Source organism: Gluconobacter kondonii (genome assembly GCF_002723995.1).
Classification (GTDB): domain Bacteria; phylum Pseudomonadota; class Alphaproteobacteria; order Acetobacterales; family Acetobacteraceae; genus Gluconobacter; species Gluconobacter kondonii.
This window is the reverse complement of record NZ_BEWP01000006.1, coordinates 30919-54764: the sequence shown is the minus strand read 5'-3', so window position 1 is coordinate 54764 and position 23846 is coordinate 30919. Positions and strand designations below refer to the sequence as shown.

At 55.5% G+C, this 23846-nt stretch carries 28 protein-coding genes and 1 tRNA gene; 20 read left to right on the top strand and 9 right to left on the bottom strand.

Annotation, left to right across the window (positions count from 1 at the left end):
* The first annotated feature begins 21 nt into the window (after positions 1 to 21).
* The 12 genes from GKO01_RS08085 to GKO01_RS08030 all read left to right on the top strand — a co-directional run bounded on the left by GKO01_RS08085 (position 22) and on the right by GKO01_RS08030 (position 10196).
* Complete coding sequence (locus GKO01_RS08085) at positions 22 to 1320, top strand: DNA circularization protein (protein WP_099286621.1); 1299 nt, start codon at positions 22 to 24, stop codon at positions 1318 to 1320.
* The gene (locus tag GKO01_RS08080; RefSeq protein ID WP_099286620.1) at positions 1317 to 2504 is read left to right on the top strand and encodes a phage baseplate assembly protein; all 1188 of its coding nucleotides are present in this window, start codon (positions 1317 to 1319) and stop codon (positions 2502 to 2504) included. The genes GKO01_RS08085 and GKO01_RS08080 overlap by 4 nt, the downstream gene beginning before the upstream one ends.
* A 9-nt stretch (positions 2505 to 2513) precedes the next feature.
* The gene (locus GKO01_RS08075; protein ID WP_099286619.1) at positions 2514 to 3026 is read left to right on the top strand and encodes a phage baseplate assembly protein domain-containing protein; all 513 of its coding nucleotides are present in this window, start codon (positions 2514 to 2516) and stop codon (positions 3024 to 3026) included.
* A gap of 8 nt (positions 3027 to 3034) precedes the next feature.
* On the top strand, positions 3035 to 3538 hold the full coding sequence (locus GKO01_RS08070; RefSeq protein ID WP_099286618.1) for a phage GP46 family protein: 504 nt from the start codon (positions 3035 to 3037) through the stop codon (positions 3536 to 3538).
* Entirely contained in the window at positions 3538 to 4653 is a 1116-nt protein-coding gene (locus tag GKO01_RS08065) for a baseplate J/gp47 family protein (protein ID WP_099286617.1), read from the top strand. The genes GKO01_RS08070 and GKO01_RS08065 overlap by 1 nt, the downstream gene beginning before the upstream one ends.
* 2 nt (positions 4654 to 4655) lie before the next feature.
* Complete coding sequence (locus GKO01_RS08060) at positions 4656 to 5291, top strand: YmfQ family protein (protein ID WP_099286616.1); 636 nt, start codon at positions 4656 to 4658, stop codon at positions 5289 to 5291.
* Between the two features lie 15 nt (positions 5292 to 5306).
* Positions 5307 to 6200, top strand: coding sequence for a hypothetical protein (locus GKO01_RS08055; protein WP_099286615.1), 894 nt, complete (start codon positions 5307 to 5309; stop codon positions 6198 to 6200).
* A gap of 9 nt (positions 6201 to 6209) precedes the next feature.
* The gene (locus GKO01_RS08050) at positions 6210 to 6536 is read left to right on the top strand and encodes a hypothetical protein (protein ID WP_099286614.1); all 327 of its coding nucleotides are present in this window, start codon (positions 6210 to 6212) and stop codon (positions 6534 to 6536) included.
* A complete protein-coding gene (locus GKO01_RS08045) occupies positions 6533 to 6982 on the top strand; it encodes a hypothetical protein (protein ID WP_099286613.1) in 450 nt (149 codons plus the stop codon). Before GKO01_RS08050 ends, GKO01_RS08045 begins: the two co-directional genes overlap by 4 nt.
* 5 nt (positions 6983 to 6987) lie before the next feature.
* Positions 6988 to 7398, top strand: a complete 411-nt coding sequence (locus tag GKO01_RS08040; protein WP_099286612.1) for a hypothetical protein — start codon at positions 6988 to 6990, stop codon at positions 7396 to 7398.
* Complete coding sequence (locus GKO01_RS08035; RefSeq protein ID WP_099286611.1) at positions 7395 to 9761, top strand: autotransporter outer membrane beta-barrel domain-containing protein; 2367 nt, start codon at positions 7395 to 7397, stop codon at positions 9759 to 9761. Before GKO01_RS08040 ends, GKO01_RS08035 begins: the two co-directional genes overlap by 4 nt.
* Before the next feature lie 96 nt (positions 9762 to 9857).
* Positions 9858 to 10196 (top strand): hypothetical protein, encoded by a 339-nt coding sequence (locus tag GKO01_RS08030; protein WP_145994740.1) that lies wholly within the window; start codon positions 9858 to 9860, stop codon positions 10194 to 10196.
* Between the two features lie 58 nt (positions 10197 to 10254).
* Here GKO01_RS08030 and GKO01_RS08025 read toward each other — a convergent pair whose 3' ends face one another.
* On the bottom strand, positions 10255 to 10536 hold the full coding sequence (locus GKO01_RS08025) for a type V toxin-antitoxin system endoribonuclease antitoxin GhoS (protein WP_099286609.1): 282 nt from the start codon (positions 10534 to 10536) through the stop codon (positions 10255 to 10257).
* A 199-nt stretch (positions 10537 to 10735) separates the two neighbouring features.
* Here GKO01_RS08025 and GKO01_RS08020 point away from each other — a divergent pair, with 199 nt between their 5' ends.
* The 6 genes from GKO01_RS08020 (at position 10736) to GKO01_RS07995 (ending at position 15412) form a co-directional block, all read left to right on the top strand.
* Positions 10736 to 11239 carry a lysozyme gene (locus GKO01_RS08020; RefSeq protein WP_099286608.1) on the top strand — a complete coding sequence of 168 codons (504 nt, stop codon included), beginning with the start codon at positions 10736 to 10738 and terminating at the stop codon, positions 11237 to 11239.
* A 50-nt stretch (positions 11240 to 11289) separates the two neighbouring features.
* The gene (locus GKO01_RS08015) at positions 11290 to 11625 is read left to right on the top strand and encodes a hypothetical protein (RefSeq protein WP_099286607.1); all 336 of its coding nucleotides are present in this window, start codon (positions 11290 to 11292) and stop codon (positions 11623 to 11625) included.
* Between the two features lie 83 nt (positions 11626 to 11708).
* Complete coding sequence (locus tag GKO01_RS08010) at positions 11709 to 12209, top strand: hypothetical protein (RefSeq protein WP_099286606.1); 501 nt, start codon at positions 11709 to 11711, stop codon at positions 12207 to 12209.
* 72 nt (positions 12210 to 12281) lie between these two features.
* Entirely contained in the window at positions 12282 to 13031 is a 750-nt protein-coding gene (locus tag GKO01_RS08005) for a C1 family peptidase (RefSeq protein ID WP_099286605.1), read from the top strand.
* The gene (locus GKO01_RS08000) at positions 13028 to 13627 is read left to right on the top strand and encodes a hypothetical protein (protein WP_174694269.1); all 600 of its coding nucleotides are present in this window, start codon (positions 13028 to 13030) and stop codon (positions 13625 to 13627) included. The genes GKO01_RS08005 and GKO01_RS08000 overlap by 4 nt, the downstream gene beginning before the upstream one ends.
* Positions 13628 to 13780: 153 nt before the next feature.
* Positions 13781 to 15412 carry an ATP-dependent nuclease gene (locus GKO01_RS07995; protein WP_145994739.1) on the top strand — a complete coding sequence of 544 codons (1632 nt, stop codon included), beginning with the start codon at positions 13781 to 13783 and terminating at the stop codon, positions 15410 to 15412.
* Positions 15413 to 15532: 120 nt separating this feature from the next.
* Here GKO01_RS07995 and GKO01_RS07990 read toward each other — a convergent pair whose 3' ends face one another.
* Positions 15533 to 16792 carry a Y-family DNA polymerase gene (locus GKO01_RS07990; RefSeq protein ID WP_099286603.1) on the bottom strand — a complete coding sequence of 420 codons (1260 nt, stop codon included), beginning with the start codon at positions 16790 to 16792 and terminating at the stop codon, positions 15533 to 15535.
* A complete protein-coding gene (locus tag GKO01_RS07985; protein WP_099286602.1) occupies positions 16792 to 17172 on the bottom strand; it encodes a LexA family protein in 381 nt (126 codons plus the stop codon). Before GKO01_RS07985 ends, GKO01_RS07990 begins: the two co-directional genes overlap by 1 nt.
* A gap of 326 nt (positions 17173 to 17498) precedes the next feature.
* Here GKO01_RS07985 and GKO01_RS07980 point away from each other — a divergent pair, with 326 nt between their 5' ends.
* On the top strand, positions 17499 to 18104 hold the full coding sequence (locus GKO01_RS07980) for a nucleoside 2-deoxyribosyltransferase (protein ID WP_099286601.1): 606 nt from the start codon (positions 17499 to 17501) through the stop codon (positions 18102 to 18104).
* A gap of 9 nt (positions 18105 to 18113) precedes the next feature.
* On the opposite strand, the gene GKO01_RS07975 is transcribed toward GKO01_RS07980, so the two are convergent.
* The 6 genes from GKO01_RS07975 to gatC form a co-directional block, all read right to left on the bottom strand.
* The gene (locus GKO01_RS07975) at positions 18114 to 18422 is read right to left on the bottom strand and encodes a hypothetical protein (RefSeq protein WP_099286600.1); all 309 of its coding nucleotides are present in this window, start codon (positions 18420 to 18422) and stop codon (positions 18114 to 18116) included.
* A 154-nt stretch (positions 18423 to 18576) separates the two neighbouring features.
* Positions 18577 to 19419, bottom strand: a complete 843-nt coding sequence (locus GKO01_RS07970; protein ID WP_099286599.1) for an SDR family NAD(P)-dependent oxidoreductase — start codon at positions 19417 to 19419, stop codon at positions 18577 to 18579.
* A gap of 231 nt (positions 19420 to 19650) precedes the next feature.
* Positions 19651 to 19742 (bottom strand) — tRNA-Ser (locus tag GKO01_RS07965).
* A gap of 90 nt (positions 19743 to 19832) precedes the next feature.
* A complete protein-coding gene (gene gatB / locus GKO01_RS07960; RefSeq protein WP_099286598.1) occupies positions 19833 to 21290 on the bottom strand; it encodes an Asp-tRNA(Asn)/Glu-tRNA(Gln) amidotransferase subunit GatB in 1458 nt (485 codons plus the stop codon).
* The gene (gatA, locus tag GKO01_RS07955; protein WP_099286597.1) at positions 21287 to 22774 is read right to left on the bottom strand and encodes an Asp-tRNA(Asn)/Glu-tRNA(Gln) amidotransferase subunit GatA; all 1488 of its coding nucleotides are present in this window, start codon (positions 22772 to 22774) and stop codon (positions 21287 to 21289) included. Before gatA ends, gatB begins: the two co-directional genes overlap by 4 nt.
* A complete protein-coding gene (gatC, locus tag GKO01_RS07950; RefSeq protein ID WP_099286596.1) occupies positions 22774 to 23061 on the bottom strand; it encodes an Asp-tRNA(Asn)/Glu-tRNA(Gln) amidotransferase subunit GatC in 288 nt (95 codons plus the stop codon). The genes gatA and gatC overlap by 1 nt, the downstream gene beginning before the upstream one ends.
* 69 nt (positions 23062 to 23130) lie before the next feature.
* Between gatC and ruvX the strand changes: the two genes are divergently transcribed.
* Positions 23131 to 23613, top strand: a complete 483-nt coding sequence (gene ruvX / locus GKO01_RS07945) for a Holliday junction resolvase RuvX (protein WP_099286595.1) — start codon at positions 23131 to 23133, stop codon at positions 23611 to 23613.
* The last annotated feature ends 233 nt before the right edge of the window (positions 23614 to 23846 follow it).

Here is a 23846-nt window from a genome sequence, read left to right as displayed (position 1 = left end):
AATCAGGGATGAAAAATTAACATGAGCGGCACTCTCGCCAGAACGGCGGCTGAATACCTTCAGTGCTCGTTCCGTGGAGTGCCGTTTGTCGTGATCGGCAGCGGCGGCTCCAGTGGGCGCAAACAGGCTGAGCATGCTTATCCCGGACGCGCAGGTGTCTGGGTTGAAGACCTTGGCAAGAAGGCGCGGCGATATCGGATCCTTGGCTTTGTGGTCGGTGATCTGGCTTATGTGCAAAGGGACGCTCTGGTAGCGGTCGTGGAAAGACCGGGGAATGGCCTGCTGGTGCATCCGTCCATCGGGGCAATTCAGGCAGCATGTACCCGCTTTGACTGGCGGGAACGGGACGGACGGCTGAATGTCGTGGATCTCGAGTTCGAGTTTGTCGAACAGAAGAACCTGCTGGGCACTCTGGTCGTCACAGCACTTCATGCGGCCGTCGCGGTCGCACGCATTGCGCTCTCATCTGCATCATCCTCCAGTTACTCCAGCCGCATATCGTCAGCATTTGCGACTGGCGGGTCTGCCATTGCCGCAGCCCGATCAGTAGGGGCCGGTTGGAGTGGCGGTGCTCTTTCCGCGATTGGCTCTTCAGAAGCGATGCAGTCTGCTGCCTCGGTTCTTCCTGGCAATAATGGCCGGTATGCTTCCGGGGCAGGGGCCGAAACGGATGCGACGGCTACGGAAGACAGTGTTCTGACGACCCTCAGCGGCTCGCGGGATGCAATCGAGCAAGCAACTGCAGCACTCGCGAGCCTTACAACGGCAGCAGCGATTTCTTCGGCCGTGCAAGCTTTGACAGAGACGCTTCGGGAGGCAATCGCAGACCCAGGCGTGCAAATCTCGCTTCTGTGGCCAATGGCTTCATGTTCAGTCGACGTCATCAACTCAACTGCCCCGATCGGCGCCGCGCTGGCCACGGCCCAGACCGAAACCGCTGCCCTGTGTCGGCGTGCTGCTTTAGCTTCGATTGCTCAAGCCTGCTCGGACTGGACCCCCGCCTCGTCAGAGGATGCAGAGACAATGTGCAGCCGCGTGGTCGCGCTGTTCGAGGCTGAAGAGTTGGTCGCCGCCGATGCACAGGATGACGCCAGTTGGGCGGCTCTGAAGGCTTTGCGGGTTCAGGTGTCGCAGGATCTGATGAAGCGGGCGGCAAAACTGCCTGACATCGTCACGATCCAGCGAAACGCGCCGCTGCCGGCACTGACACTGGCCCAACAGCTCTATGCGGACGGTACCCGATCCGATGATCTGGTGAATCGAGCTGATCCCGTTCACCCGGCATTCATGCCAACTGAGTTTGAGGCGTTGTCTTCATGAGCGGCATCATTGATCAGATTGAGCAGATCCTCGGCTATGACGAGGATGCTCAGAAGACGGCTTCTGTTCTGATCAATGGTAGGCTCCTTACCGGCTGGACTGACGTCACGGTAAGATGTGGTGTCGATTTGATGCCGTGGGTTGCCGATCTGGGAATGACAGAGTACCAGCCCGCAAAAAGTGCATCAGAGAGTAATGAGAACTGGCTGGGCGATCTCAATAATCCAGCTGGCGTTCCTTTGGTGAATGAGGGGGACGTTGCTGAAGTCCGGATTGGAACAGATCTTCTGATCACCGGCTATGTCGTCACAGTCGTCGAGGCTGTCAGCCCGGAAAGGCATGAATTCCGCCTGCAGATCGCCAGCAAGAGCATGGATCTGGTGGACTGTTCGGCCGAGTTCTCCACGTATCAGATGAACTCGACCAATGCCTTGGCCCTTGCAAAAAGGGTAGCAAAATTCGCAGAGATCGACGTCGTCCAGATCAACGGGGCAGGGAACATTGACCTCCAGCAGTTCAGCGTCATCCTGACCGAAACGGCCTATGAGATCATCGAACGAGTGGCACGCCTGGCAGGTGTGCTGTTCTATGACCTGCCAGACGGGAACGTAGCTTTCGCAGCTGTCGGAAGTCAGCGCATGGCCAGCGGTCTGATCTACGGCGAAAATGTCGAGCAGATGACCACCGTTCGAAGCACGGCAGGGCGGTTCTCGAGTATCACCGCCGTTCTGATGACAACGGCTCTCCTGTTCAGTGAGCCTGGGGATGCTGACTACATTGGACAGATGGATGCCGTCACGTCCGGGGCGGTGGCAGAAGATCCGGGTATTGTCCGGACCCGGCCGCTTCTGATCCCGGCTGAGCTTGGCGATCAGGACTATGCAGTCACAACCAAGCGGGTTCAATGGGAGGTTGCGCGCCGATATGGGCGGGCGAACACGGTAACTGTGACGTGCGACAGTTGGCGCGATACCTCAGGCAACTTGTGGGCCGTCAATCACATGGCTCCTGTCCGCCTCAAGAGCGGAGAGGAAATGGATCTCGTGATTGCCGAGATTGTCTTCCGGCAAGGCGAGGATGGGACGCGTGCGGATCTCGTGCTGATACCGCCTGAAGGTCTGATGCCTGAGCCACTGCTCCTGCCGGCTCTCTCCAATGAGGGAATCCAAGCGATCAACAGCTAGGAAACTGATATGTCCTCACTCGCCCGTCTGGCGCGTCGTGTCGCAATGGCCTTCGGCCTGGGGCGGCAGACGGCGGACACCGATGAGTCACGTTCGACATCAACGGTTCAGGTTGCACTGGCGAGCGGTGAGCTGAGATCAGACGTGCCGGTAATGCAGCTCTACGGCTTTGCAAGCCGCTCGGTACCAGGTAGCGATCTGGCGCTGATGTTTATCTCCGGTGATCGTACCCGGGCGGTAGCTGTAGCGTCCGGGGATCAGCGGGGACGTCCGTCCGATCTCGAGCCCGGTGACGTCGCGGTCTATCACCCCCGGACGGGCAGTCGGATCTGGCTGAAAAGCGACGGCTCAATCGAGATTAATCCGGCTGAGAAAAAGCTGATGATCAATGCGGATGTGATCATCAATGGCGATCTCAACGCATCTGGTGATGTGAAGGCCGGAGAGATCTCTCTTCAGAATCATCTGACAACGGATGTTGAGCCTGGTTCCGGAAAATCGGGGCCGCCGGCATCCTCCTGAGGTAATTCGTGGATATTGCGATCATCTGGAACGCCCGGGAATGCAGGGGCGACTGGACCATTGTGTCCGGTGATTTGGCTCTCGATAACCCGCTGCGCTCAGCCGTGATGGTCAGCATCTTCACGGACCGGGTCGCTCCGGAGCAGCCTTCGCCAGCGGATTCCGCAGTCGCTATTCAAGCGCCTGGAAATGCAGCCATGAGCGGCTTGAACGACCGGCGCGGCTGGTGGGGGGATGCTTATGAGCAGGACAAGCTGCCGGTTGGCTCGAGGCTCTGGCAATTACGTCGCGCCATCAAGGTCGGCGACAAGATTGTCCTCCTCGAGCTCAAGGACATTCTCAAGGAGTGTCTCCAGTGGCTCATCGATGACGGTGTGGCGACCAGTATTTCCATCCGAACTGCATGGAGCGCGGTTAGCGCCAATACGGCTGAATTTGCGATCGGCGTGTACGAACCCGGGGCGGCGGCGCCTCAGACATTTCTGTTTTCATGGGCCTGGGAGGGGCTGTAATGGCATTCAGTCGTCCAACGCTTACAGATCTGCGGCAGCAGGCGCTTCAGGACATCCAGAATGGGGGGATCGCCGGGGTTACTGCACTCCTTCGATTTTCAGTCCTCTATGTTCTTGCAATGGTCCTCGCAGGCCTTGCGCATCTTCATTATGGTTATCTTGACTGGATCGCGAAGCAGGCCGTTCCCTGGACTGCAACAGGCGTCTTTCTTGAGGCGTGGGGCGGCCTGAAAAAGATTACGCGCAAGCCGGCTACTACGGCATACGGGCAGGTCTCTTTCGGTGTGACGGGCGCGAAAACCGTTCCTACTGGCACGACCATCCAGATAACCGGCGCCCTTACTGCCATATCGACCGATAATAGTGTAACGGCCAATGGCGTTACGGTCGTCTCATGCGCTGTACAGGCGGCAGGGGCGGCAGGAAATGCTCCGGTCGGGGCTACCGCGACTTTAGGTAGCCCGGTTGACGGGATACAGACGACGGGTTCTGTAACTCTCGCTTTTACGGGTGGAGCTGACATTGAAAATGACAGCGACCTCCGCGGGCGTGTTCTTGATGCCTTCGCAGAAGGCGGCGAGAACGGAAATGCAGCTGATTATGTCAGGTGGGCCAAAGAGGTCAGCGGCGTAACGCGTGCCTGGGTCAATGCTAATGGGTTCGGGGCAGGGACCGTTGTTGTCTATTTTGCTATGGACAATGTCAGGTCTGCTCAAGGTGGGCTTCCTCAGGGCACCGACGGCGCGGCAAGCGCTGAAGCGAGATACAATACAGCTACGGGCGATCAGTTGCTTTTGGCAAACGCGCTTTATCTGCAGAGACCTGTCACCGCACTTGTTATTGTGTGCGCACCAGTCGCTCAGCCAGTCAATTTCGTGGTTTCAGACCTTGGAGATGGAAACACGACGGCCAATCAAATCCTGATTATTAACGCGTTGCAGGACATGTTTACGCGCCTGTCTGCTCCTGGGACGACGCTGTATCAGAGCGCATGGACAGAGGCCATTGGTGCGCTGGATCTCGATCGGTTCGCTGTAATCTCGCCCGCGGAATCAATTGTCGCCGCAAATATCGGGGCCATGCCGGTCTTGGGCACAGTTAGTTTTGCGTCCTGACGGTGGGGGCGCCTGTTTTCTCGGCGGAGAATTTCCGCCAGGCGTTCCTGCAGCTTTTGCCTCGGGGCGCAATTTGGTCACGCGAGCGCGATGCTCTTCCATCTATGCTCGCCACTGTATGGGGCAAGACTTTTGCCAGAAATAGTGAAAGGGCCTCGGATCTTCTTACGGAAATCTTTCCAGAAACGACTATCGAGCTTCTTGAAGAATGGGAAAAAACAACCGGTCTTCCAGATCCCTGTGCAGGTGAAAGCCCTACGCTCTCCTTGCGAAGATCTCAGGTTGTAGCGCGTCTGACAGATAGTGGCGGATCTTCCATCTCTTATTATGCCGCTTTCGCGGCAGCGCTCGGCTTTGAAATAACGATCAGTGAGCATGCGCCTGCTCGTGCGGATATCTTTCGTGCGGGGGAACCCGTTTACGGATCCGACTGGGCCTTCGTGTGGACGGTGAATGCGCCCGGCTACACGGAGCAGTATTTTCTCGCAAACTCAGGTTCTGCAGGGGAACCGTTAATATCTTGGGGAAATGCAGTTCTCAATTGCGAAATCATAAGTCGTTGCCCCGCCCATACGCGCGTGCTGTTCGCGCAGAGCGGCGAAGACCTACTCGGCAATTTTGGTGGCGACAGTAAATGAAAGCGAGAAGTGGAAATGTACGCAATCGATAACGCGACGGCTGCTACATCAATGCCCGCCGTGTCGGCGGCAGGCGTTCCTGGATTTTTCACGGGGGGAAATCCAGGAGCAGGATTGGCCGCTACAGTTGTCACAGCTGATTGGCTGAATATCGTTCAGCAGGAGTTGTTGGGTGTATTGGCTGAGGCGGGAATTGCGCCATCTAAAAATCAGCTCAATCAGATTGCCTTGGGTGCTCAAAAGCTGGGACTGGTCCGTCCTTTTTCTGCAGATTTTGCAATGGCCGTTGGGGGCTACCCTCTCAATGCCATCGTTGCCGACGCTGCAACGGTCGGGCTGTTGTGGATTTCAACCGCAGGCAGCAATACCACGACCCCGAACACCGACGGTGCAGCTTGGCAGATATTTGGCTGGAATCAGTTCATCAAACAGGGGTTGTCTGACGGAGCTCTGGCAACGGGAAACCAAGTCTATATCGGTCTGCGCGAGGGGGTTACTTCAGGAGCGGCGCGTATCGGGGCGAAGGTTGACGAAACTGACTTTGGCAACTTCGCCATGACCGGCAACAAGACGCTGGGTCTCGGAGATTGGACCGAGCAATATTATACGCTCGCGTCCGGTGGCTCGAAAACCATTTCTCTTGAATTCGATGCGCCTCTCGACGGTTATGTGCTTGTCGTCGGCTCTGCGAACTATTCGGTGCAGAACACCAATCAGACAAACCTGACGATCAGCGTTAACGGCACCAATCTCAGCGCAGACCAGGTAACGGGTTCAACGTCGATGACCAACCATTCATGCGTGAAGGTTTCGGCTGGCCCTGTAACTGTGGGGTCATATTGCGGCACATCGGCGACCAATCCGCCGAATGTCGGCCACACCCTCAGCTATCTCTACATCCCGGCATAAGGCGGCATCATGACGATCTATGCACTCCAGAAAAACGCATCAGGCACCGTCACCGGGCTCGCCAGTTGGGGAAACAGCACGACGATCCCGGACGGTTATGTGTCATGCACGGCGGACGAATACGCGGCGGCCAAATCAACCTTCATGAACTCCCTGAAAGATCAGGCGATCGGTGCGCTAACCTCGGTAAGAGGAGAGGCAGCGCTGGCCATTGCGATGGGGAATACATTCGGCCCCCAGATGCGGGCATATGTCTCGACACTTCAAGGTATTGCGGAAGGGACGGACACCGCCAGTGCAGTTCTGCCTGCGGTCCCGGCCTCTGTAACTTCATGACGTGGGTTCCGGCTCGGCGTATCTTACGCGCAGAAGTCCCGCGATCTTTTCAAGTTCGCGGGACTTCCCCTCCCATCTGGCTTTGCTGGCCCGAAACATCACTGAACGAATCTGCAGATTACAGCATTGATTTCTCGCATCTTCTGGGGCGCTCCGACCGGATCGTGGAAGTTGAAGCCATGTGCAGCGGCGGCGTGATCGCATGGACCAGCACTTTCGGAACCCTGGCCACTATGTGGGTGCAATGGCTGTGCTCAGGCGCGCAAACAGCAACGCTTTCCGTTCGCACGGCCACAGGCGCAGTCTTCACGGCTACCGCCTCCATCATAGTCCGCTGCGCGCCCCAGCTGATTACCTGTGACGCCCCGGCCTATGCCCCGAATGCCTTTTTCCTTGGCTCGGCGATCGTGCCTGATGCCTCCGGAAACCCCCTGATCTTCGGATAGACCCCATGCCTCAACTCGCGTCTGACCCCGCACTCACGCAAACGAGCGTGCAGGCGACGGATCTGCTTGTCTTCCTCCGGCCTGTTCTCAATGCCCAGAATACTGTCACCGGCTATGAGCCTTGCAACATCACCGCAAACAATTTTGCGGTGTCGATCGTAGCTCTGGGCCTTCTCCAGCTTGGGCAGACGCTTCCAACAAAAGCGCCGGAGGGCGGCGGTCTGTGGATGAACGGTGACGTATTTGCATATTCGGCCATGACAGGCACGGCGTCTGGCATGCCCTTGTCGCCTCAGGCTCTCGCCGCGTCTCTCGCTGCACTCCTGGCCGCAAGTCCGACCATGGGAGCTGGCACCAATTTCAACGGCTTTCAGAACAATGCCGGTGTCGCAACCCAGGTGGATGACGGCAAATGAAAAAACTCATTCTGACGCTGGCTCTCCTGCCGTCGCTGGCAGGCGCCGCGCCTATTACCAGCCAGTGGATTGCTCCGGGCAACGGTATCAGCGGTGCTTCGATCATCAATGCCCCCAATACACTCTGGGATCGGCAGACTATCGCCGCAGTGATGGCCGCGCTCCAGAAGAATGTGCCAGGGGGTGTGGCGGGACTGAATATGAATGGTGCCATGACGGCGCCGCTTTTAAGCGCGTCTGGAACATTTGGCGTCCAGTCGCAGACGGCTTACCCGTCAATGTATGTCGGGCAGGACATGACCGCCGTTCTCGGCAGCCCATTGGTCGGGAACAACACGCTCCAGATGGGCGGCACGCCCCTTGGGACTGTCGCAAACTCCCCGATGGGATCACCCGGGTTGCCTCAGAGCCTGGTCATTTCCAGCCACCCCGACGGACCATTCAATAATGGGTGCGGCCTTTGCCTCTTCACGACGGGTGGCCAGCAGAACACTATGCTGGCTGAACTGGGCGGTGACGATTACGAAGGGGATAGCCGGATCGTTCCCATCAGCTTTGACACGGCTGGGATCTACTGGGAGGCCGGGTCACGTCAGGCGCGACTGGTTCTGCCCGTAACGGCTTACACCACCACAACGGCGACCTTAAGCGTATCCCTGACGCCGCAGCAGCTCCTGTTGATCCATCAGGGCCAGTACATCATCACCAATTCCGCCGATCCCGCCGCATCAGATGTTGAAACATGGGACAATCCCCATTTCCTGGCAGGCATCGTCAGAAGCGTGGACAATACGGGGCCGACTGCCGTTATCACGGTCTGGGCCTGGAACCGGATGGGACGTTCAGGAGCCAGCCAAACCCCGAGCCTTACTGGTCTGGATACGTTCTATTTCCCGAAAACTCCCGCTCCTGTCGTGTTCGTGGGATCTCCGACGAAAGTCTTCGGGTTCAATACGATGATGCAGTACGACGGCGCGTTCACGGGCGCAGGTACGCGCGACACGTCGTCAGTTCATCAGCTCGAATGGGGCGAGGTGGACGTCAACGTGCAGAACGAGACGCGGGCGGGAGCCTTGAGCTATCACGGTCTGACGTTTGGCGGAGGCCAGTCTGTCCCGGCAGGAGCGTCCATCACTCCGGGTCAGGTGTTTACGTCGGAAAGCTACGAATTGATGCTGGCGAATGACATGCCACATCATCTGGAGATTGCCGATGCCTGCGGAAACATGGCGATCGACACCAATCAGCTCTATCTCCCTTCCGCCTGCTCTCTGTTCGCTCTCACTCCCGTTGGAGCCGTCTATGATTTCGATATGACGGAACTGCATCAGATCGTCGCAGGGTATAATGAGCGGCTGGTAACGCATCTCACCAGCGACGGCACGGGAACGGGAAGCTACACCAACGCGACCCTGCGCTTCGGGCCACGTATCAATGGTACGAAGGGCAACACGTCCAGCACGGATACCGCCTCTCTGCTGGGCGAGATCGACTTCCCGGGCAGCACAGGCGGCGTGGCGCTGTGCGGATATGGCGTGAATTGCGGCCTGTCAGTAGCTGGCAACGGTGATGTATCGTTGGCGGGCGCGCTCAATGTTGCCGGGGGTGCAACATTCAAAAATCAGGTGAGCGTGAATGCAAACCTCGTGACGACCGGGACGACCTACTACCAGAATACGGCGGGCGACAACATCGTCGCAGTAGCGGCATCCACGGATGCATCGAAGAATAACGTACTGGCGTATTCAAGCTTGGCATCTGGTGGCGCGTCCGTTCTGTTTAACCTGCCAACGACTGTTGGTAATGACCTGACTGTCACCGGGGGGCTGGAAACACATGGGAATGCTGTTATCGGTGGGTATGGCGGTAGCACCCTGTTCAAGGATGGGGTGACGTTCAATCAGCAAATCACGGCCAAATCCAATATCGTTCTTCAAGGAACGCAGTTTTTCCAGAGTCCCAGCGGATCCAACATTGCACAGCTCTTAGAGCAAACCGATGCCAGCACTGGCGACACGTCGGTCGTGCTCTCCGGTCTTGGGCAGAATACGCATTTCGATATCGACATCCCGACAAACCTGAACAGTAACCTGCTCATCACAGGAGGTCTGACGTCCCATGGGAATACAGTTCTGGGAGGCTTTGGCGGCTCCATTAGCATGAAGGATGCCACGACAATCAGTGCCGATATGACTGTCACGGGATCAGGCACAATTCAAGGCAACCTGACTGTCGGGGGTAATGGAGGCACGACTGTTATGAAGGATGGGGTGGTTCTTACCAGTCTGAACGGAGCCGGGAACGCTTACGCCTGCCTGAACTCATCAGGGCAGCTCTATCGTAGTGCAACGGCATGCAACTAGGAGGTTAATACTCAGAGCAATAACCCAACAAAATGACCTGATGAACAACCTGACAGACAGCCGCCGCCCATGAGGCGGTTTTTTTATGGAAAAACCATGCCTGATACCGCCATGACTGCCCCGATCGACAAAGCACTCTCTGACAAGGACATCATCATCCGTGCTCTGGAAGATCGGGTTCTCAAACTGGAAACGCTGGTCTCGGCCCTGGGAGACAATCAGTCTGATCTGCGCGCCGAGATGCGCTCGGAAATCGCGTCCCTGCGCACCCAGATCAAAGACCTGAAAGAAGAACTGGAGGCAGGGATCAAAGCCCTCGGATCCAAGTTTGATCGCGTCATGGGCGGCAAGGCCGTGGTCACGGCACTCGTTACTCTGGCGACGTCAATCCTTGGGTCCGGGGTGGTTCATTTGGTGGTGTCGATTGGAAGATGATAGTAGATAAAGATAAAATTATAGTGTTATATAATTATAAATAAGGAAAATAATTACCTTATTCTTCATCAAGATTAATCCAAAATATTCCATCAGATTTGGTTACCAATACAGATGCATACTTCCCAATATTTTTAGTTGCTTGAAATGCATTTGAACGAACCTCTTCGCCAGTATCGGCGCTAATTATATTGTATTCGGCGGTTGGTAATTTATAGATCGTTCCATCGGTACCCTCAATGGTTCTCTTAAAATGAAATTTTAGCATTTCTTCATGCAGAAGTTCGTAATCTTGGGGTTGGGCATTATGAAGTTCGACACGAACAGTGAATCTAGGCATGTATTTTTATCCTAACCTCATTTTGGTCATAAACATCCTACGACAAAAAATGATTTCCTTTAAGGAAAAATAAAAACCATTGCATTCCACTATTCCGCAAAATTTTATGTATTTCGTTATTATAATAACCGTTTCGTACCTATTTTCTTAGGCGCAACATACCGCTAATCGGGCGGCTTTTTTTTATGGAAAATCCCCCATGTATGACACTGCCATCGTTCTGGCCACGGCGCTGCTGCGGCTGCCTGGGTTCGAAGGTTTTCGGTCGAAGCCCTATGTCTGTCCCGCCGGATACTGGACGATCGGGTATGGCAGCCGCTGGCTGGCCAACGGACAGCCAATCACGGCCCGGACTGCACCCATCGATAAGGCAGCCGCTGACAGTCTCCTGCTTCTGGCCGTGACGACGTTTGATGCAGCGCTGTCCCGCTTGGTTCAGGTGCCGCTGTCGGACGTCCAGCGCGCCGCCCTGCTGTCTTGGCAGTACAATGTCGGGACCGTTGCCGTCGAAAGCTCGACTCTGCTGCGCAAGCTGAATGCCGGAGATTATACCGGGGCGGCCGACGAACTGCTGCGCTGGGACAAGGCCACCGTTCGGGGTCATCTGGTTGAGCTGCCCGGCCTCGCCAAACGTCGCGCCTATGAGCGGGATGTCTTCCTCGGGAGGCAATCCGTACCAACGGACACGCTCCTCTCTGCCTGAAAATTCTGATGCCGCCCTCGAGGCGGTTTTTTCATATCTGGAGAACACCCATGGACTGGACAACTCTGTTCCAGACGGTCCTGCCGTACCTGCCTGCGCGGTATGCGGGAGACATCGTCTCGATCCTGACCTTCCTGATCGCAGCGGCCGCTCTGGTCATGCGCTTCTGGAAACCTCCTGCGGCCGGAAGCAGGCTGTCGCTGCTCTACAAGGTTGTTTCCAGCCTGGCACAGTCGAAGGGCTGGAACACGAACGCCTATCAGCCCGATGCCAAGGCGCTGATGATCCCGGCCGAGGCCAGCCGCACGATCGAGGCGGCCAAGCTGGGCCTCGATCCGGCGTCCACCCATCCCAAGGCAGGCGAGCCGCCCAAATCGACCGCCTGACCCGAAGGAGGCAGGCTCCCGCCTGTCAGACCGCTCTTTCTTCCGCCGCCCTCTGAGGCGGTTTTTTTATGTCTGGAGACATCATGCGTAATCGCTTTCTCGCCCTCAGCCTCGGTGCCCTTCTTCTCGGCTCCACGGCGGCCTGCACCACGACCGCAAACACGGCGACCTTCAACACGGCCGCGCTCAACAATGACGCCGCAGCCATCGCCTATGCCGTCCAGGCGATCGAGGGCATTCCCGAACTGGAAAGCCATCTCTCCGCCTCTGACAAGGCGAAGTTCGACAACCTGGTCGCGCAGATCCGCAGCGTGTCCGCACAGGTGGCCGCCAACTCCAATGGCTCGATTACAGTCGCGACCGGCAAGGACTGGGCCAAGTCACTCGGCGCGGATCTCGAAACTCTGCTGGCGATCGCAACGCCGATCGTGAAGGTCTACTCGCCCTCGGCTGCCACCTACATGCAGACCGTCCAGGCGATGATTCCGCTGGTCGAGTCTTTGGCCGGTGTCACGGCTGCGTCCTATGCCGCACCTCTCCAGTCGCCGGAGCTGGTCCGCGCCCGGATCTATCAGGGCGTCTGATCTTTCGATCCTGACCAGCCCCAAGGGGAGCGGCTTCAGCTGCTCCCCTCTTTTTTTGTTTCCGGAGATCCCATGCAGGACAGAAAACTGGGCAAGCGCGCCCCGAAACATGACCCGCGGACCTATCGCCTCGGCCGGGTGCTGGCCGTGCGTCTGCCGGCCGTGCCTGCCGCGCGGGACTGGTCGCAAAATGTCCCCTATCAGATGTGGGGCAATGACCGCTTCGGCTGCTGTGCCTTTGCTGCCCATGCTGCTCTGGTGGCGACCTGGACGAAAGCCGCGCAGAGCCTTGTGATGCTCTCGACCGAAACGGTTCTGGCGAATTATGCGGCGCTGACAGGCTTCAATGCCGAAACCGGGTACGATCCGGGCACCATCCTTCTAGACGAACTCAACGCCTGGCGCCGCAATGGATTACTCCGGCCGGGACAGACCCGCGATTACCTGACCGCCTATGGATCGATTGCGCCGACTGACGTCTTGGGCATCCGTCGTGCCATTGCCTATCTGGGCGGCGTGCTGGCGGGTGTGCAGGTGCCGCAAGGCTTCCTTGAGCTGGGTCTGGGCGAGACATGGGACTGGGATGCGCTTTCAGACCATACACCTGCGGGCGGCCATGCCATCGCGCTTGTCGGCTACAATCCAGAAGGCGTGTTCTTCAACACCTGGGGCACGCGGACTTTCATGCCGTGGGACACCTTCACGCGGATTGCGGATGAGGCTTACGGCCTGCTGTCGCGCGAGAACTGGCTGGGCATTCCCGGCACGGCGCCGACCGGGGAGGATTTCGAGGCGCTGCTGGCAGAAGTGAGGGCGGCATGAGGATCCTCGCACTCTGCGCGCTTCTGGCCCTTTCCGCGTGCTCGGCCGGATCCGTGTCGTCCGTCACGATCAGCCAGGCCATTGCGGGTGTTCAGGCCGATCTGACGAAGGCAGGCGTGGTCAGCGTCTCGGGTGTGCAGCACTGGACCGCCGATCAGGCCGCCCGGTTCGATGCGAACGTCCGTGCGCTTCAGTGTGCGCAGAACACGTCCGATCCGGTCGTGGCGATGATTGCCGGGCCGGTGACGATGGATCTGTCTGGCACGTTCAGCCAGTCGGGATCCTTCTCCGTCTCGGCGTCCTCGGCCCTGCCTGTCTTCGGATTGCAGGCGGATGCCAGTCGGACGAAAGGCCAAACCCTGAACGTGCCAGTGCAGTTTGTGCCGCTGTCGGCGCTGGCTGATGCCGAGGCAGGACGAGGGGTCGGTTATGCCGGGGCGTTGCTAGGGCAGAATGATGCTGTGCGGGAGCGCGTGGCTGAGCGGGTTGAAGCAGACCGGACAGCCCTGGCAGCGCATATCGAGTTTCTAATCGCGGCTATCCCGTCCTCTTGCGAAACGAATACCAGACCGTTTTTAGGGTTCAGCAAGGAGTAGGAACGTATGTGTTAAGCCAAGAACTTCCAAGATATACCTGCAATTCCTTGCAGTTGAGAGCGTGCGACACGACAGCATTGACAGGCCAATCAATTTCTCTTGTCTAGAGATCAATATTGAAAGGGACTTGCGGTGCTTATTAAGGAATTAAGATTGCGTTTTGGTGCTAGCCAAGGGGCTGAGCCACTGGTGTTGAATGAGCCTGGCATTACCATTTTTGTTGGGCCAAACAACTCAGGAAAAAGTATGATCCTAAGCGAAATTGCTGAATTCAGTAAATCAGGAATTCCTAGAGGCTCAATTCTTGCTGATCTCAAATTTAACGGACAGTCAACTGAAGAAATCGAAACGATTCTTAAAGAATTAATAGATCACACCCACACTTTGACAAACCAGAAATCACCTGGCTGGGAATATATCAGCATTGGAAATCATAGGAGATTAGTAGATATCTCTGCCTTCCGTCAAGCACTACATGATCCTGATGTGGATATAAATTGTTTCGCTCAAAACTATGCAGCTGATCGTGTACTCATTCTCAACGGAGAGAATAGAATTCGTTTGATAACAGCACAAGACAGGGGCGACCTAAAGAATCCGCAAAGTGATTTTGCTAAACTGCTAACGGACGATGCTTGTCGGCAGTCGCTGCGGGATGTTCTCTTCGAAGCGTTCGGCCTTTATCTTGGCCTCGACATTTCTGAAGGAGCGCTAATCAAATTGCGGTATGGAAATACACCGCCCCCAAACGAGCGTTCCGTCGAGAAGGCCACACTCGAATGGATGGCTAAGGCTCGTACCATCGATGAGACGAGTGATGGAATAAAGGCCTTTACAGGCATGTTGTTAGCGTTACGTGTCGGCGACCCGAAGATCGTGATTATCGACGAGCCGGAAGCCTTTTTGCATCCCGCGTTGGCCTACAATCTTGGTCGCGAACTTGCTCAGGCTGCGAGCAAAGGTGACAAGCAGGTTTTTGTATCGACCCACAGCAGCCAGTTTTTGATGGGAGCAATCCAGTCTGGCGTGAACGCAAATGTTGTGCGCCTGACCTATCAGCAAGGCAGTGCTACCGCTCGGATGCTTTCGAACGACGACATACGTGCCATGATGCAAGAGCCACTTCTACGGTCTGCAAATGCTTTGTCCGGCGTCTTCTACGAAGGCGTCGTGGTTGCCGAAGCGGATTCGGATCGCGCTTTCTACCAAGAGCTTAACGAGAGGCTTCTAGAAACGGGATCTGGGCGAGGAGCACCGAATACCCTTTTCTTAAACGCCAACGGTAAGGATTCAGTTAATAAAATCGTGGGTCCGCTTCGGGCGCTTGGAATACCTGTTGCGATCATAGTTGACATCGACGCCCTCAATCCTAAAACCAATTTTTCCGTTCTTTTGGATGCCACATACTATCCAAAACCGCATGACTCCATAAGATCGCAGCGCAAAGTCGTCTGGGATGATCTTACCTCAGCCGGCAAGGACCCCAAATCAGGTGGAGGAATTCTTCTCCTTGAAAATGTTGCGAGGGAGCGGGCTGAGAATCTTTTTGAGACACTGGACAAATATGGTTTCTTTGTCCTGCAAAACGGGGAAGTCGAACACTGGCTGCCGAAATTAAAAATCAATAGAACCAAAAAAAGGTGGTTGCGCAATATATTCGAGGCGCTGGGAAGCGATCCCAAAGATGAGAATTATGTTCTTCCCTCTAACGACGACGTCTGGGTATTCCTCGACAAAGTTGCGTCTTGGATTAAAGATAAATCAAGACGCGGAATTCCTCTTTGAGGCTTCGCGAACGAAGGCGGATTTCATTTTATTGTGATTTAAAATTATAAGTAATAATTTAATTCTTGCTTAAAAACCCCAGTATATAATTTAAAACTACGAATAACACAGAAGATGAAGCTACCAACTCCTTGCCCTCACGATCTCCTCCAACCGGGTCGTGTAACGGGCTGACAACAGGGACTGTCGCGGCGACCATGTCCGCTTCAGTCCCGTTGATCCCGGGCGGAGTGTCCCACTTCCAAAACGGGCATTCACTGCATCCATTGCGGCCATGACCGTGGCAGACTGGACCGGATCCCGGAATGCGAACATCAGGCCCTGACTACCAGCAGGGCGCAAGTCCGACAGAACGACGCCAGCCTTGAAATACCGATAGCCCGGAAGCCAGATGGCACGTCCGAGTGCTGTGGCATGCCGGATCAGATCTCGAGCATCAGACGTCGGCTCGATCGTGACGGCCGCGTGCTTGGCGTACCAGGGGTCGCCATTATGCGGATTGGTCTGCATCAGGACGGACAGATGTGCCGCTTCCAGTCCATCTTCTCTCAGTTTCTCCGCAGCCCTGTTCGCATAGTGTGCAATAGCCTCCCGGATCTCCTCCCATTTTAGAAGCAGGCGGCCGAACGTCCGGGTCGAGGCGATGCTTTTGCGGGTGGCGGCGATATCTGACAGAGGCAGACACGACTGGCCGCGCAGTTCAGCCTGAACTCGGGCGCCCACGACTGTCAGCATCTGGCGCACGGTCTTTGCGTCGAGGGCCACGAAGTCGGCGATCGTCTTGATGCCTGCTCCCAACAGCTTTTGCTTCGTCTGTCGGCCGATACCCCAGACTTCATCGATGCTTGTCCGGCAATACCAGTCCTTGCGCACGGCCGGGTCTGTTAGGTCGCACAGACCGTCCAGTTCTACGTGATCCTTGGCGAGACCATTCGCCAGCTTGGCGATCGTCTTGGTCGGTCCCCAGCCGATACAGGTGGGAATCTTCGCGTGATCGGCCACGTCCTGGCGGATCTGCCGGCAGCGCTCATGCAGATCTCCGGGCAGGTCACTCAGATCAAGAAACATCTCATCGATCGAATATGGCTCTACGGCTGGCAGTCGCTCTGCCAGGACCTGATACATCCGCCGCGACATGTCGGCATACAGCGCATAGTTCGAGGAGTACCAGACGATCGACTGGCTCTCGGGACGTTTGCGGGCGATGTGCCAGGCGTCTCCCATTTTGACACCAAGCGCCTTGGCCTCGCGGGTCCGCGCAATGGCGCAACCGTCATTGTTGCTGAGCACCACAACGGGCCTGTGCTTCAGGCGAGGCTCAAACGCGCGCTGGCAGGAGCAGTAGAACGAATTGCCGTCGATCAGCCCGTAGACACGCATCACACGTCCGTTCGGACCAGGCCGGTGGCCACGGCCCAGATGGCGACATCCGTATCGTCATCGACCTGAATGGACGACGCCTGGGGAGAAGACGACCGCAGCCACCATTCTCCAGCTCGCTGGGTCAGTTCACAGACTCGCAGTTCGTCACCGACGCTGGCAACCACCACGACTCCAGCCCGGGGCGCCACGGCCGAGTCCACGACCAGGATGTCGCCATGCCGGATGGAGCGTCCAAGAAGGGCATCGCCTTCCACGCGAACCGGGTACCGGCTTGGCTGTCGCAGATCGAGGGCGGCCGACATCAGGTCGATCGTGCCTTCGATATTGTCACCTGCAGGGGATGCGAAGCCGGTCGTGCGGTCGCCTTGGTAGTTCATATTTCTGGCCTCCATAATGAGAACAGAAGAAGAACAGAACGGACCGCGTCAATGATTTTCTGATGACACGACGCACACATAGGTGAGGGCAGGGAACGCTGCGTCATCAGGGCGGGGGTCTTGAGATGAAGCTTATGTGCAAAAAACAGGCAATACCGCCCGATATTGATCGATAAAATGATTGCTTTTCAGTTTCTTAGGGATAGGCTTAGCCTGCCTTCACACGGCAGGGGTCACAGGTTCAATCCCTGTCGCGCCCACCATCCTAAATCCTTTCAGAGCGAAAACTTTTTTTATGGCATGGAAGTGTGTAAAGGCTTCCGCCTATGTTAGCAGATCTTATTCCCGTATATCTGGCAGGTGATTTGGTATTCCGCCCTGAAGCCCTCACCCTTTTTGCCAAACTAAAATCAATCTGCACAGAATACGGCTTAGAAGGCATTGCACCTTTTGACGGCCAGGCCGAGGCTCGGCTCCTGCCTCCAGGGCGAGAGACCATTCTTGCTTTCGTCCGCGCCGATCGTGATCTGATGGATCGTTGCGCCGGAGGCCTGTTCTGTATTGATCCTTTTCGACGCTCTCCTGAAATGGATCCAGGCACGGCAGTTGAAATCGGCTACATGATGGGCCTCGGCAAACCAATGAGCGCTTATACCGTAGATGGGCGCCTTTATTCAGAAAAAGTAGAAACCTACTGGAGCGGGGCGTGGAATAAAAATCTGCGCGAAAGACCTGCGAGTGATGCCCCGTCTTCCGGCTGCATGGAAGATCCGGATGGTATGCTCGTACACTCCGATGGCATGCTTCAAAATGGAATGGTTGAAGGTTTTATCGGTATGGCTGGCGGCAGTGTCGCAGTTGATCAGGATTTCTTTCAGGCTTTTCGCAAAGCTGCCTCAAGCCTTTCTGAGCGGCTCTATGCACGCAAATAGGACGCAGACTCAGTGTTTCGCGTAAATGCCCTGACCACAGCGAGGAGCAAGGCCACAAACATTGCATACGACGGTTATTGAAGGATCTTCATTAAAAGCGCAGCCTGCAGGACGCTCCATGGCATATCCACGAGGGGGATGTTCCGTCTGGAATGCCGTTACAATGCGCGCCATCCATTCCTGAAGCTGATGCGGCAGCTCATTATCGTGATGAGTCCACCACAGGATATCATCTGTTGTTCGGCCAATCTGGCGAGCAAGCTGATCAGGCGACCATTGAGTCACTTGCAGAAAATCAGTCAACGTTACACTGGGCACGTCACAGCCTTCCGAAAGCGTAAAACAGAAATGGATTTTTAGATTGCTCGCTCTTTTTCGTCAATAAAACATTAAAGCGTTTTTTTGCGGTATTGTGCAACTTATTAAAATTCTGTTTTTAGTTCAAAATAATCAAAGAATTTAAAAGAAACCATTATTGACTGGAAGTGACCTTATGTTTCTGAAAGCGTTTCAATCCAATACGACCTACCTTCTCAAGAATAGGTGTCGTTATTCTTAAAAGCCAAGGCATAATCAAACAAGCATGCGCAAAAACACCGTCCAATCTTGGCATGAAGACTTCGCGCCCGCTTCCAGCGCTAGTCCGAACAATAATGCTGGCTACATGTCGTGCTGATAGAGGCTTATTAACAAAATTCAATATTGATCCACCATCTCTTGTTTCCTGCTCGAGCATTGGGGTATCAACAGCGCCAAGAAAAATGGACGAAATTCGTATAGTTTTTGGTTTAAATTCCAGCGCGAGCGAGCGGGCAAACCCCCTGAGACCAAACTTGGTTGCACTATAAACTGAGCTTCCCTGTAGCGGCATAATGCCAGCAATGGAATTGACAAACACAATATGTGCGTTGGAAGACAAAGCCGGAAGCAATTGGCTGGTCATAAGTATTGGAGATGTCAAGTTGATTGTTGTCTGCTCTTCCAAGCTAACCCGTGTGATATTTCGAGCCGACTCAGGCTGAATCTTTCCAGCACAATGAATCAATAAACCAATAGGTTTTTTTCTTTTAATAATTGCATCACTCACAGCTTCCAGATCCACAGGCCGCGTAAGATCACAGAAAACTGCCTCAAACCGTCCGTTTTTACTTGAAATCTGTTCCTCAACCTTGCTGGGCCGTCGAGTCAGTAGAAGAACATCCCACCCTTGTTCCAGAAGAATCTCTGCAACCTCACACCCAATTCCACCCGTTCCGCCGGTCATAACGGCAAACGATGGTCTTAACGCTCTCTTTTTGAAGGAAAAAAAATTCACGTATTATGCAAACCGGTCAGAATTGAGAGAAGCAGGAAATGCATGATGAGCTTTTCTGAAAGAAACAATCAGGTACTCATAACGCGATAGCTGCATGTGTCCTATGATTTTCTCATAACACAAAACATTGACACCCAATCTGTCAGAATAATCTATCCCGCGACAAGCATTATTCGGATGCAGATTCTATGATGCGGGTGTATTTTTATTCACCCTGTTTTTTGAAAGATTTGGCGGAGGGGATGGGATTCGAACCCACGATACGACTTACATCGTATAACGGATTAGCAATCCGCCGCCTTCAGCCTCTCGGCCACCCCTCCGCACTTTACGCGGTTTGCACTGCGTAAGCAGGAGTGTTCTTAGGGGGTAACCGCGTCGTGGTCAAACCCCCTAAGAACATTTTTTTCGCCTTACTCTGAAAGAAGTTTCTTCAGGGTTTCATTAACGAGAGCAGGGTTACCCTTGCCCTTCATGGCCTTCATCGTCTGACCGACAAAAAAGCCGAAAAGCTTATCCTTACCGCTTTTATATTCTTCGACTTTATCGGTGTTCGCCGCAAGGATATCGCGAATGGCGCTTTCAATGGCCCCTGTGTCCGTAACCTGACGGAGGCCCTTACGCTCAACGATAGCGGAGGCAGAATCACCCGTCTCGACCATGTCTTCCAAGACTTCCTTGGCGATCTTGCCATTGATCGTGGAATTGGAAATCAAGCCAAGAAGTTCCCGCAAGCCTTCGGCGCTGACAGGACTGTCTTCAATGGAACGGCCAGTACGGTTCAGAGCTGCGAAAAAATCACCCAGCATCCAGTTTGCTGCCAGACGGGCATCGGCGCCACGCGCCACGGTTTCATAGAAATCCGCAATAGCCTGTTCAACGCACAGAACAGAAGACTCATAACGGCTGACGCCGTATTCCGCCTCCAGACGAGCGCGCTTGGCTTCAGGCAACTCAGGCAAGGCCGCTTTGAGTTCGTCAACCCAGGACTGTTCGATGACCAACGGCAGAAGGTCAGGGTCAGGGAAGTAGCGATAGTCGTGCGCATCTTCCTTGCTACGCAGAGAACGTGTTTCGCTCCGGACGTGATCGAACAGACGAGTCTCCTGATCGACGGTGCCGCCAGCTTCCCAGACTTCAATCTGCCGCTGCGCCTCGACTTCGATGGCCATCATGACAAAGCGGATTGAGTTGACGTTCTTGATCTCGCAGCGCGTGCGATATTCCGTCTCGCCCGGCTTACGAACCGACACGTTCACGTCGGCACGCATGGAACCTTCTTCCATATTGCCGTCACAAGTCCCGATATAACGCAGGATCTGACGCAGCTTGCGCAGATAGGCGCCAGCTTCTTCAGGCGAACGGATATCCGGCTCACTGACGATTTCCATCAGCGCCACACCGGCACGGTTCAGGTCGATGAAAGAGCGCGTCGGGTCCTGATCATGAATCGACTTGCCAGCGTCCTGCTCCAGATGCAGACGCGTCACACCGATTTCGCGCGTGCTGCCATCGGCCAGATCAACGAGAACCTTGCCCTTACCGATGATCGGATGGGCAAACTGGCTGATCTGATAGCCGGTGGGCAGATCTGCATAGAAGTAGTTCTTGCGGTCGAAGCGGCTGAACAGGTTGATCTCAGCTTCGAGCCCCAGACCTGTACGGACAGCCTGCGCAACGCATTCCTGATTCAGAACTGGAAGCATGCCTGGAAAACCGGCGTCAACAAGACTGACATGCGTGTTCGGCTCACCGCCATATTCCGCTGAAGCGCCGGAAAAGAGCTTGGCTTCGCTAACGACCTGAGCATGAACTTCAAGGCCGACAACAATTTCCCATTCGCCGGTGCTGCCGGTAATACGATAGCTCATGCCGACACTCCTGCATGAAGGGTGGGTCTGTGATGGAATGCCGCCGCCTGTTCGATGGCATGACCGGCAGCAATCAGCGTCTCTTCATCGAAGAACTTACCGATAAGCTGCAACCCAAGCGGGACACCACGGGCATCCAGACCAGCCGGAACGGATAGGGCAGGGACGCCCGCCATGCTCGCAGGGACCGTAAAGACGTCATTCAGATACATCTGCACCGGATCGGTCGGCTTTTCGTCCTGCGCAAAAGCACCCGATGGTGCGGTCGGCGTCAGAAGAACGTCGACATTCTCGAAAGCTTTCAGGAAGTCCTGCTGAATCAGCGTCCGGACCTTCTGCGCGCGCAGGTAATAGGCATCGTAATAACCCGAAGACAGCACATGCGTGCCGATCAGGATACGACGCTTGACCTCTTCACCAAAACCAGCAGCACGGCTGGCTTCATAGAGACCATCCAGCGAAGGCGCACTCACACGCTCACCAAAACGGACACCATCGTAGCGCGCAAGATTCGAAGACGCTTCGGCCAGAGCCGCGATGTAATAGGTGGGAAGGCCGTATTTCGTATGAGGCAGGGAAACCTCAACAATTTCCGCACCAGCATCCCGTAGCCAGGTCATGCCTTGCTGCCACAGTGCTTCGATTTCCGCGTGCATGCCGTCCACATGATATTCCTTGGGAATACCAACACGCAGTCCTTTGACGCCACGCTTCAGAGCAGCTTCGTAGTTCGGAACGGGCGTATCAACACTCGTGGAATCGCGCGGATCGAAACCAGCCATCGATTCGAGCAGAATGGCGCAATCCTGAAGATTACGGGCCATTGGGCCAGCCTGATCGAGCGAGCTTGCAAAAGCAATCGTCCCGAAACGCGAGCAGCGACCATAGGTCGGCTTAATCCCGGCAATACCCGTAAAGGCCGCCGGCTGACGGATGGAACCGCCCGTATCCGTCCCCGTCGCACCCAGAACAAGTCCGGCCGCAACTGCTGCGGCTGATCCACCGGAAGACCCACCCGGAACCAGCTTGGCCTCAGAATCCTTACGCTTCCATGGATTTTCGACTGGCCCGAACGCGGAGGTCAGATTGGCCGACCCCATGGCAAATTCATCAAGGTTCAGCTTGCCCAGAAAAACTGCGCCGTCTTTGAGCAGATTGGCTGTGACCGTGCTTTCATAAGGCGGTACGAAATTGCCAAGGATCTTGCTGGCGGCCGTAGTGCGAACGCCATTCGTGCAGAACAGATCCTTGATGCCCAGCGGAATACCGCAAAGGTTCCCGCCTTCGCCCTTGGCCAGAGCCGCGTCCGCAGCCTTGGCTCCTTCGCGGGCCTGATCAGGCGTGCGGGTGATGAAGCTGTTGAGCTGACCGTCCAGACGCTCGATCGCGTCAATATGGGCGTTCGTCAGTTCGACTGCGGATATTTTGCGCGCCTTGAGCGCGTCCCGGGCCGAAGCCAGCGTGAAATCATGAATGCCGGACATTATTCAACCACCTTCGGTACCGTGAAGAACGGACCTTCCCGTTCGGGAGCATTGGCCAGAACCTTGTCACGGCAATCGCCATCCGTGACCCGATCTTCCCGCAGGCGGGGCTTTGCCAAACCCGTGCCAATCATCGGGTCAACGCCCGTGACATCCACTTCCTTGAGCTGTTCCACCCAGTCGATGATGGAGCCCATATCTTGACCGAGAGTTTCAACCTCTTCGGGTCTGAGACCGATCCTCGCCAGTCTGGCGATGCGCGTAACCGTTTTCGCGTCGAGCGACATGAATATTCCTGAGCAAGAGGAAATTTTATGGTGGCTTTTCAGCCTTCGAGGGGATCATAACGCCGTGCTATGCCCCTGTTCAATCCACATGATCTCCGTAATCTCGTTCAATCCGGCCAGCGTATCCTTGGGCTGGACCCCGGATCGAAGACCATCGGCGTCGCGCTGACGGATGTTTCTCTCATGCTGGCCTCCCCATTGCTCGGCCTCAAGCGCAGAAAACTGGGAGAAAACGCTCAAGAACTTTCCAAGATCGTCCGCACGCAGGACGTTGGTGCCCTTGTTGTCGGACTGCCGCTTTCGCTGGATGGATCTTTTGGCCCCGCAGCCCGTGCAGCCTCTGACTGGACGCAGGCTTTGTCCGAACGTCTCGGGATTCCCGCAGGACTATGGGACGAACGGCTGTCTTCCAGTGCCGTCAACCGTTTCCTGATCCAGGATGCCGATATGACACGAGGGCGGCGTGCCGAAGTCGTCGACAAGATGGCCGCCGCCTATATGCTTCAAGGCTGGCTGGATGCCTCACGCCCTGAAGCCCCGGAGTTTTTCTAATCAGATCGTCCTGCTTTTCGCCAACGCGGAACGCCATGATTTATTAGCCAGAACACGGAACCACATCCGGGCCGTAAGTGCGCCTATGAACAGGCAAAACACGAACTTCATGCTTCTTCTCCTCTCGTGAAGCATAAAACGAACCGTATTAGTCCAAGTTCTCTAACGAAGCATTTCAAAATGTTAAGGTGTGCTGAAAATGATGTTTCGCGCGTCGATCTTGATCTTTTTTC

What these genes read in the sequence shown, in the direction of transcription:
- GKO01_RS08085 (WP_099286621.1), top strand. Translation starts at nt 22, where the DNA reads ATGAGCGGCACTCTCGCCAGAACGGCGGCTGAATACCTTCAGTGCTCG.
- GKO01_RS08080 (WP_099286620.1), top strand. Translation starts at nt 1,317, where the DNA reads ATGAGCGGCATCATTGATCAGATTGAGCAGATCCTCGGCTATGACGAG.
- GKO01_RS08075 (WP_099286619.1), top strand. Translation starts at nt 2,514, where the DNA reads ATGTCCTCACTCGCCCGTCTGGCGCGTCGTGTCGCAATGGCCTTCGGC.
- GKO01_RS08065 (WP_099286617.1), top strand. Translation starts at nt 3,538, where the DNA reads ATGGCATTCAGTCGTCCAACGCTTACAGATCTGCGGCAGCAGGCGCTT.
- GKO01_RS08055 (WP_099286615.1), top strand. Translation starts at nt 5,307, where the DNA reads ATGTACGCAATCGATAACGCGACGGCTGCTACATCAATGCCCGCCGTG.
- GKO01_RS08050 (WP_099286614.1), top strand. Translation starts at nt 6,210, where the DNA reads ATGACGATCTATGCACTCCAGAAAAACGCATCAGGCACCGTCACCGGG.
- GKO01_RS08045 (WP_099286613.1), top strand. Translation starts at nt 6,533, where the DNA reads ATGACGTGGGTTCCGGCTCGGCGTATCTTACGCGCAGAAGTCCCGCGA.
- GKO01_RS08040 (WP_099286612.1), top strand. Translation starts at nt 6,988, where the DNA reads ATGCCTCAACTCGCGTCTGACCCCGCACTCACGCAAACGAGCGTGCAG.
- GKO01_RS08035 (WP_099286611.1), top strand. Translation starts at nt 7,395, where the DNA reads ATGAAAAAACTCATTCTGACGCTGGCTCTCCTGCCGTCGCTGGCAGGC.
- GKO01_RS08030 (WP_145994740.1), top strand. Translation starts at nt 9,858, where the DNA reads ATGCCTGATACCGCCATGACTGCCCCGATCGACAAAGCACTCTCTGAC.
- GKO01_RS08025 (WP_099286609.1), bottom strand. Translation starts at nt 10,536, where the DNA reads ATGCCTAGATTCACTGTTCGTGTCGAACTTCATAATGCCCAACCCCAA.
- GKO01_RS08020 (WP_099286608.1), top strand. Translation starts at nt 10,736, where the DNA reads ATGTATGACACTGCCATCGTTCTGGCCACGGCGCTGCTGCGGCTGCCT.
- GKO01_RS08015 (WP_099286607.1), top strand. Translation starts at nt 11,290, where the DNA reads ATGGACTGGACAACTCTGTTCCAGACGGTCCTGCCGTACCTGCCTGCG.
- GKO01_RS08010 (WP_099286606.1), top strand. Translation starts at nt 11,709, where the DNA reads ATGCGTAATCGCTTTCTCGCCCTCAGCCTCGGTGCCCTTCTTCTCGGC.
- GKO01_RS08005 (WP_099286605.1), top strand. Translation starts at nt 12,282, where the DNA reads ATGCAGGACAGAAAACTGGGCAAGCGCGCCCCGAAACATGACCCGCGG.
- GKO01_RS08000 (WP_174694269.1), top strand. Translation starts at nt 13,028, where the DNA reads ATGAGGATCCTCGCACTCTGCGCGCTTCTGGCCCTTTCCGCGTGCTCG.
- GKO01_RS07990 (WP_099286603.1), bottom strand. Translation starts at nt 16,792, where the DNA reads ATGCGTGTCTACGGGCTGATCGACGGCAATTCGTTCTACTGCTCCTGC.
- GKO01_RS07985 (WP_099286602.1), bottom strand. Translation starts at nt 17,172, where the DNA reads ATGAACTACCAAGGCGACCGCACGACCGGCTTCGCATCCCCTGCAGGT.
- GKO01_RS07980 (WP_099286601.1), top strand. Translation starts at nt 17,499, where the DNA reads ATGTTAGCAGATCTTATTCCCGTATATCTGGCAGGTGATTTGGTATTC.
- gatB (WP_099286598.1), bottom strand. Translation starts at nt 21,290, where the DNA reads ATGAGCTATCGTATTACCGGCAGCACCGGCGAATGGGAAATTGTTGTC.
- gatA (WP_099286597.1), bottom strand. Translation starts at nt 22,774, where the DNA reads ATGTCCGGCATTCATGATTTCACGCTGGCTTCGGCCCGGGACGCGCTC.
- gatC (WP_099286596.1), bottom strand. Translation starts at nt 23,061, where the DNA reads ATGTCGCTCGACGCGAAAACGGTTACGCGCATCGCCAGACTGGCGAGG.
- ruvX (WP_099286595.1), top strand. Translation starts at nt 23,131, where the DNA reads ATGCCCCTGTTCAATCCACATGATCTCCGTAATCTCGTTCAATCCGGC.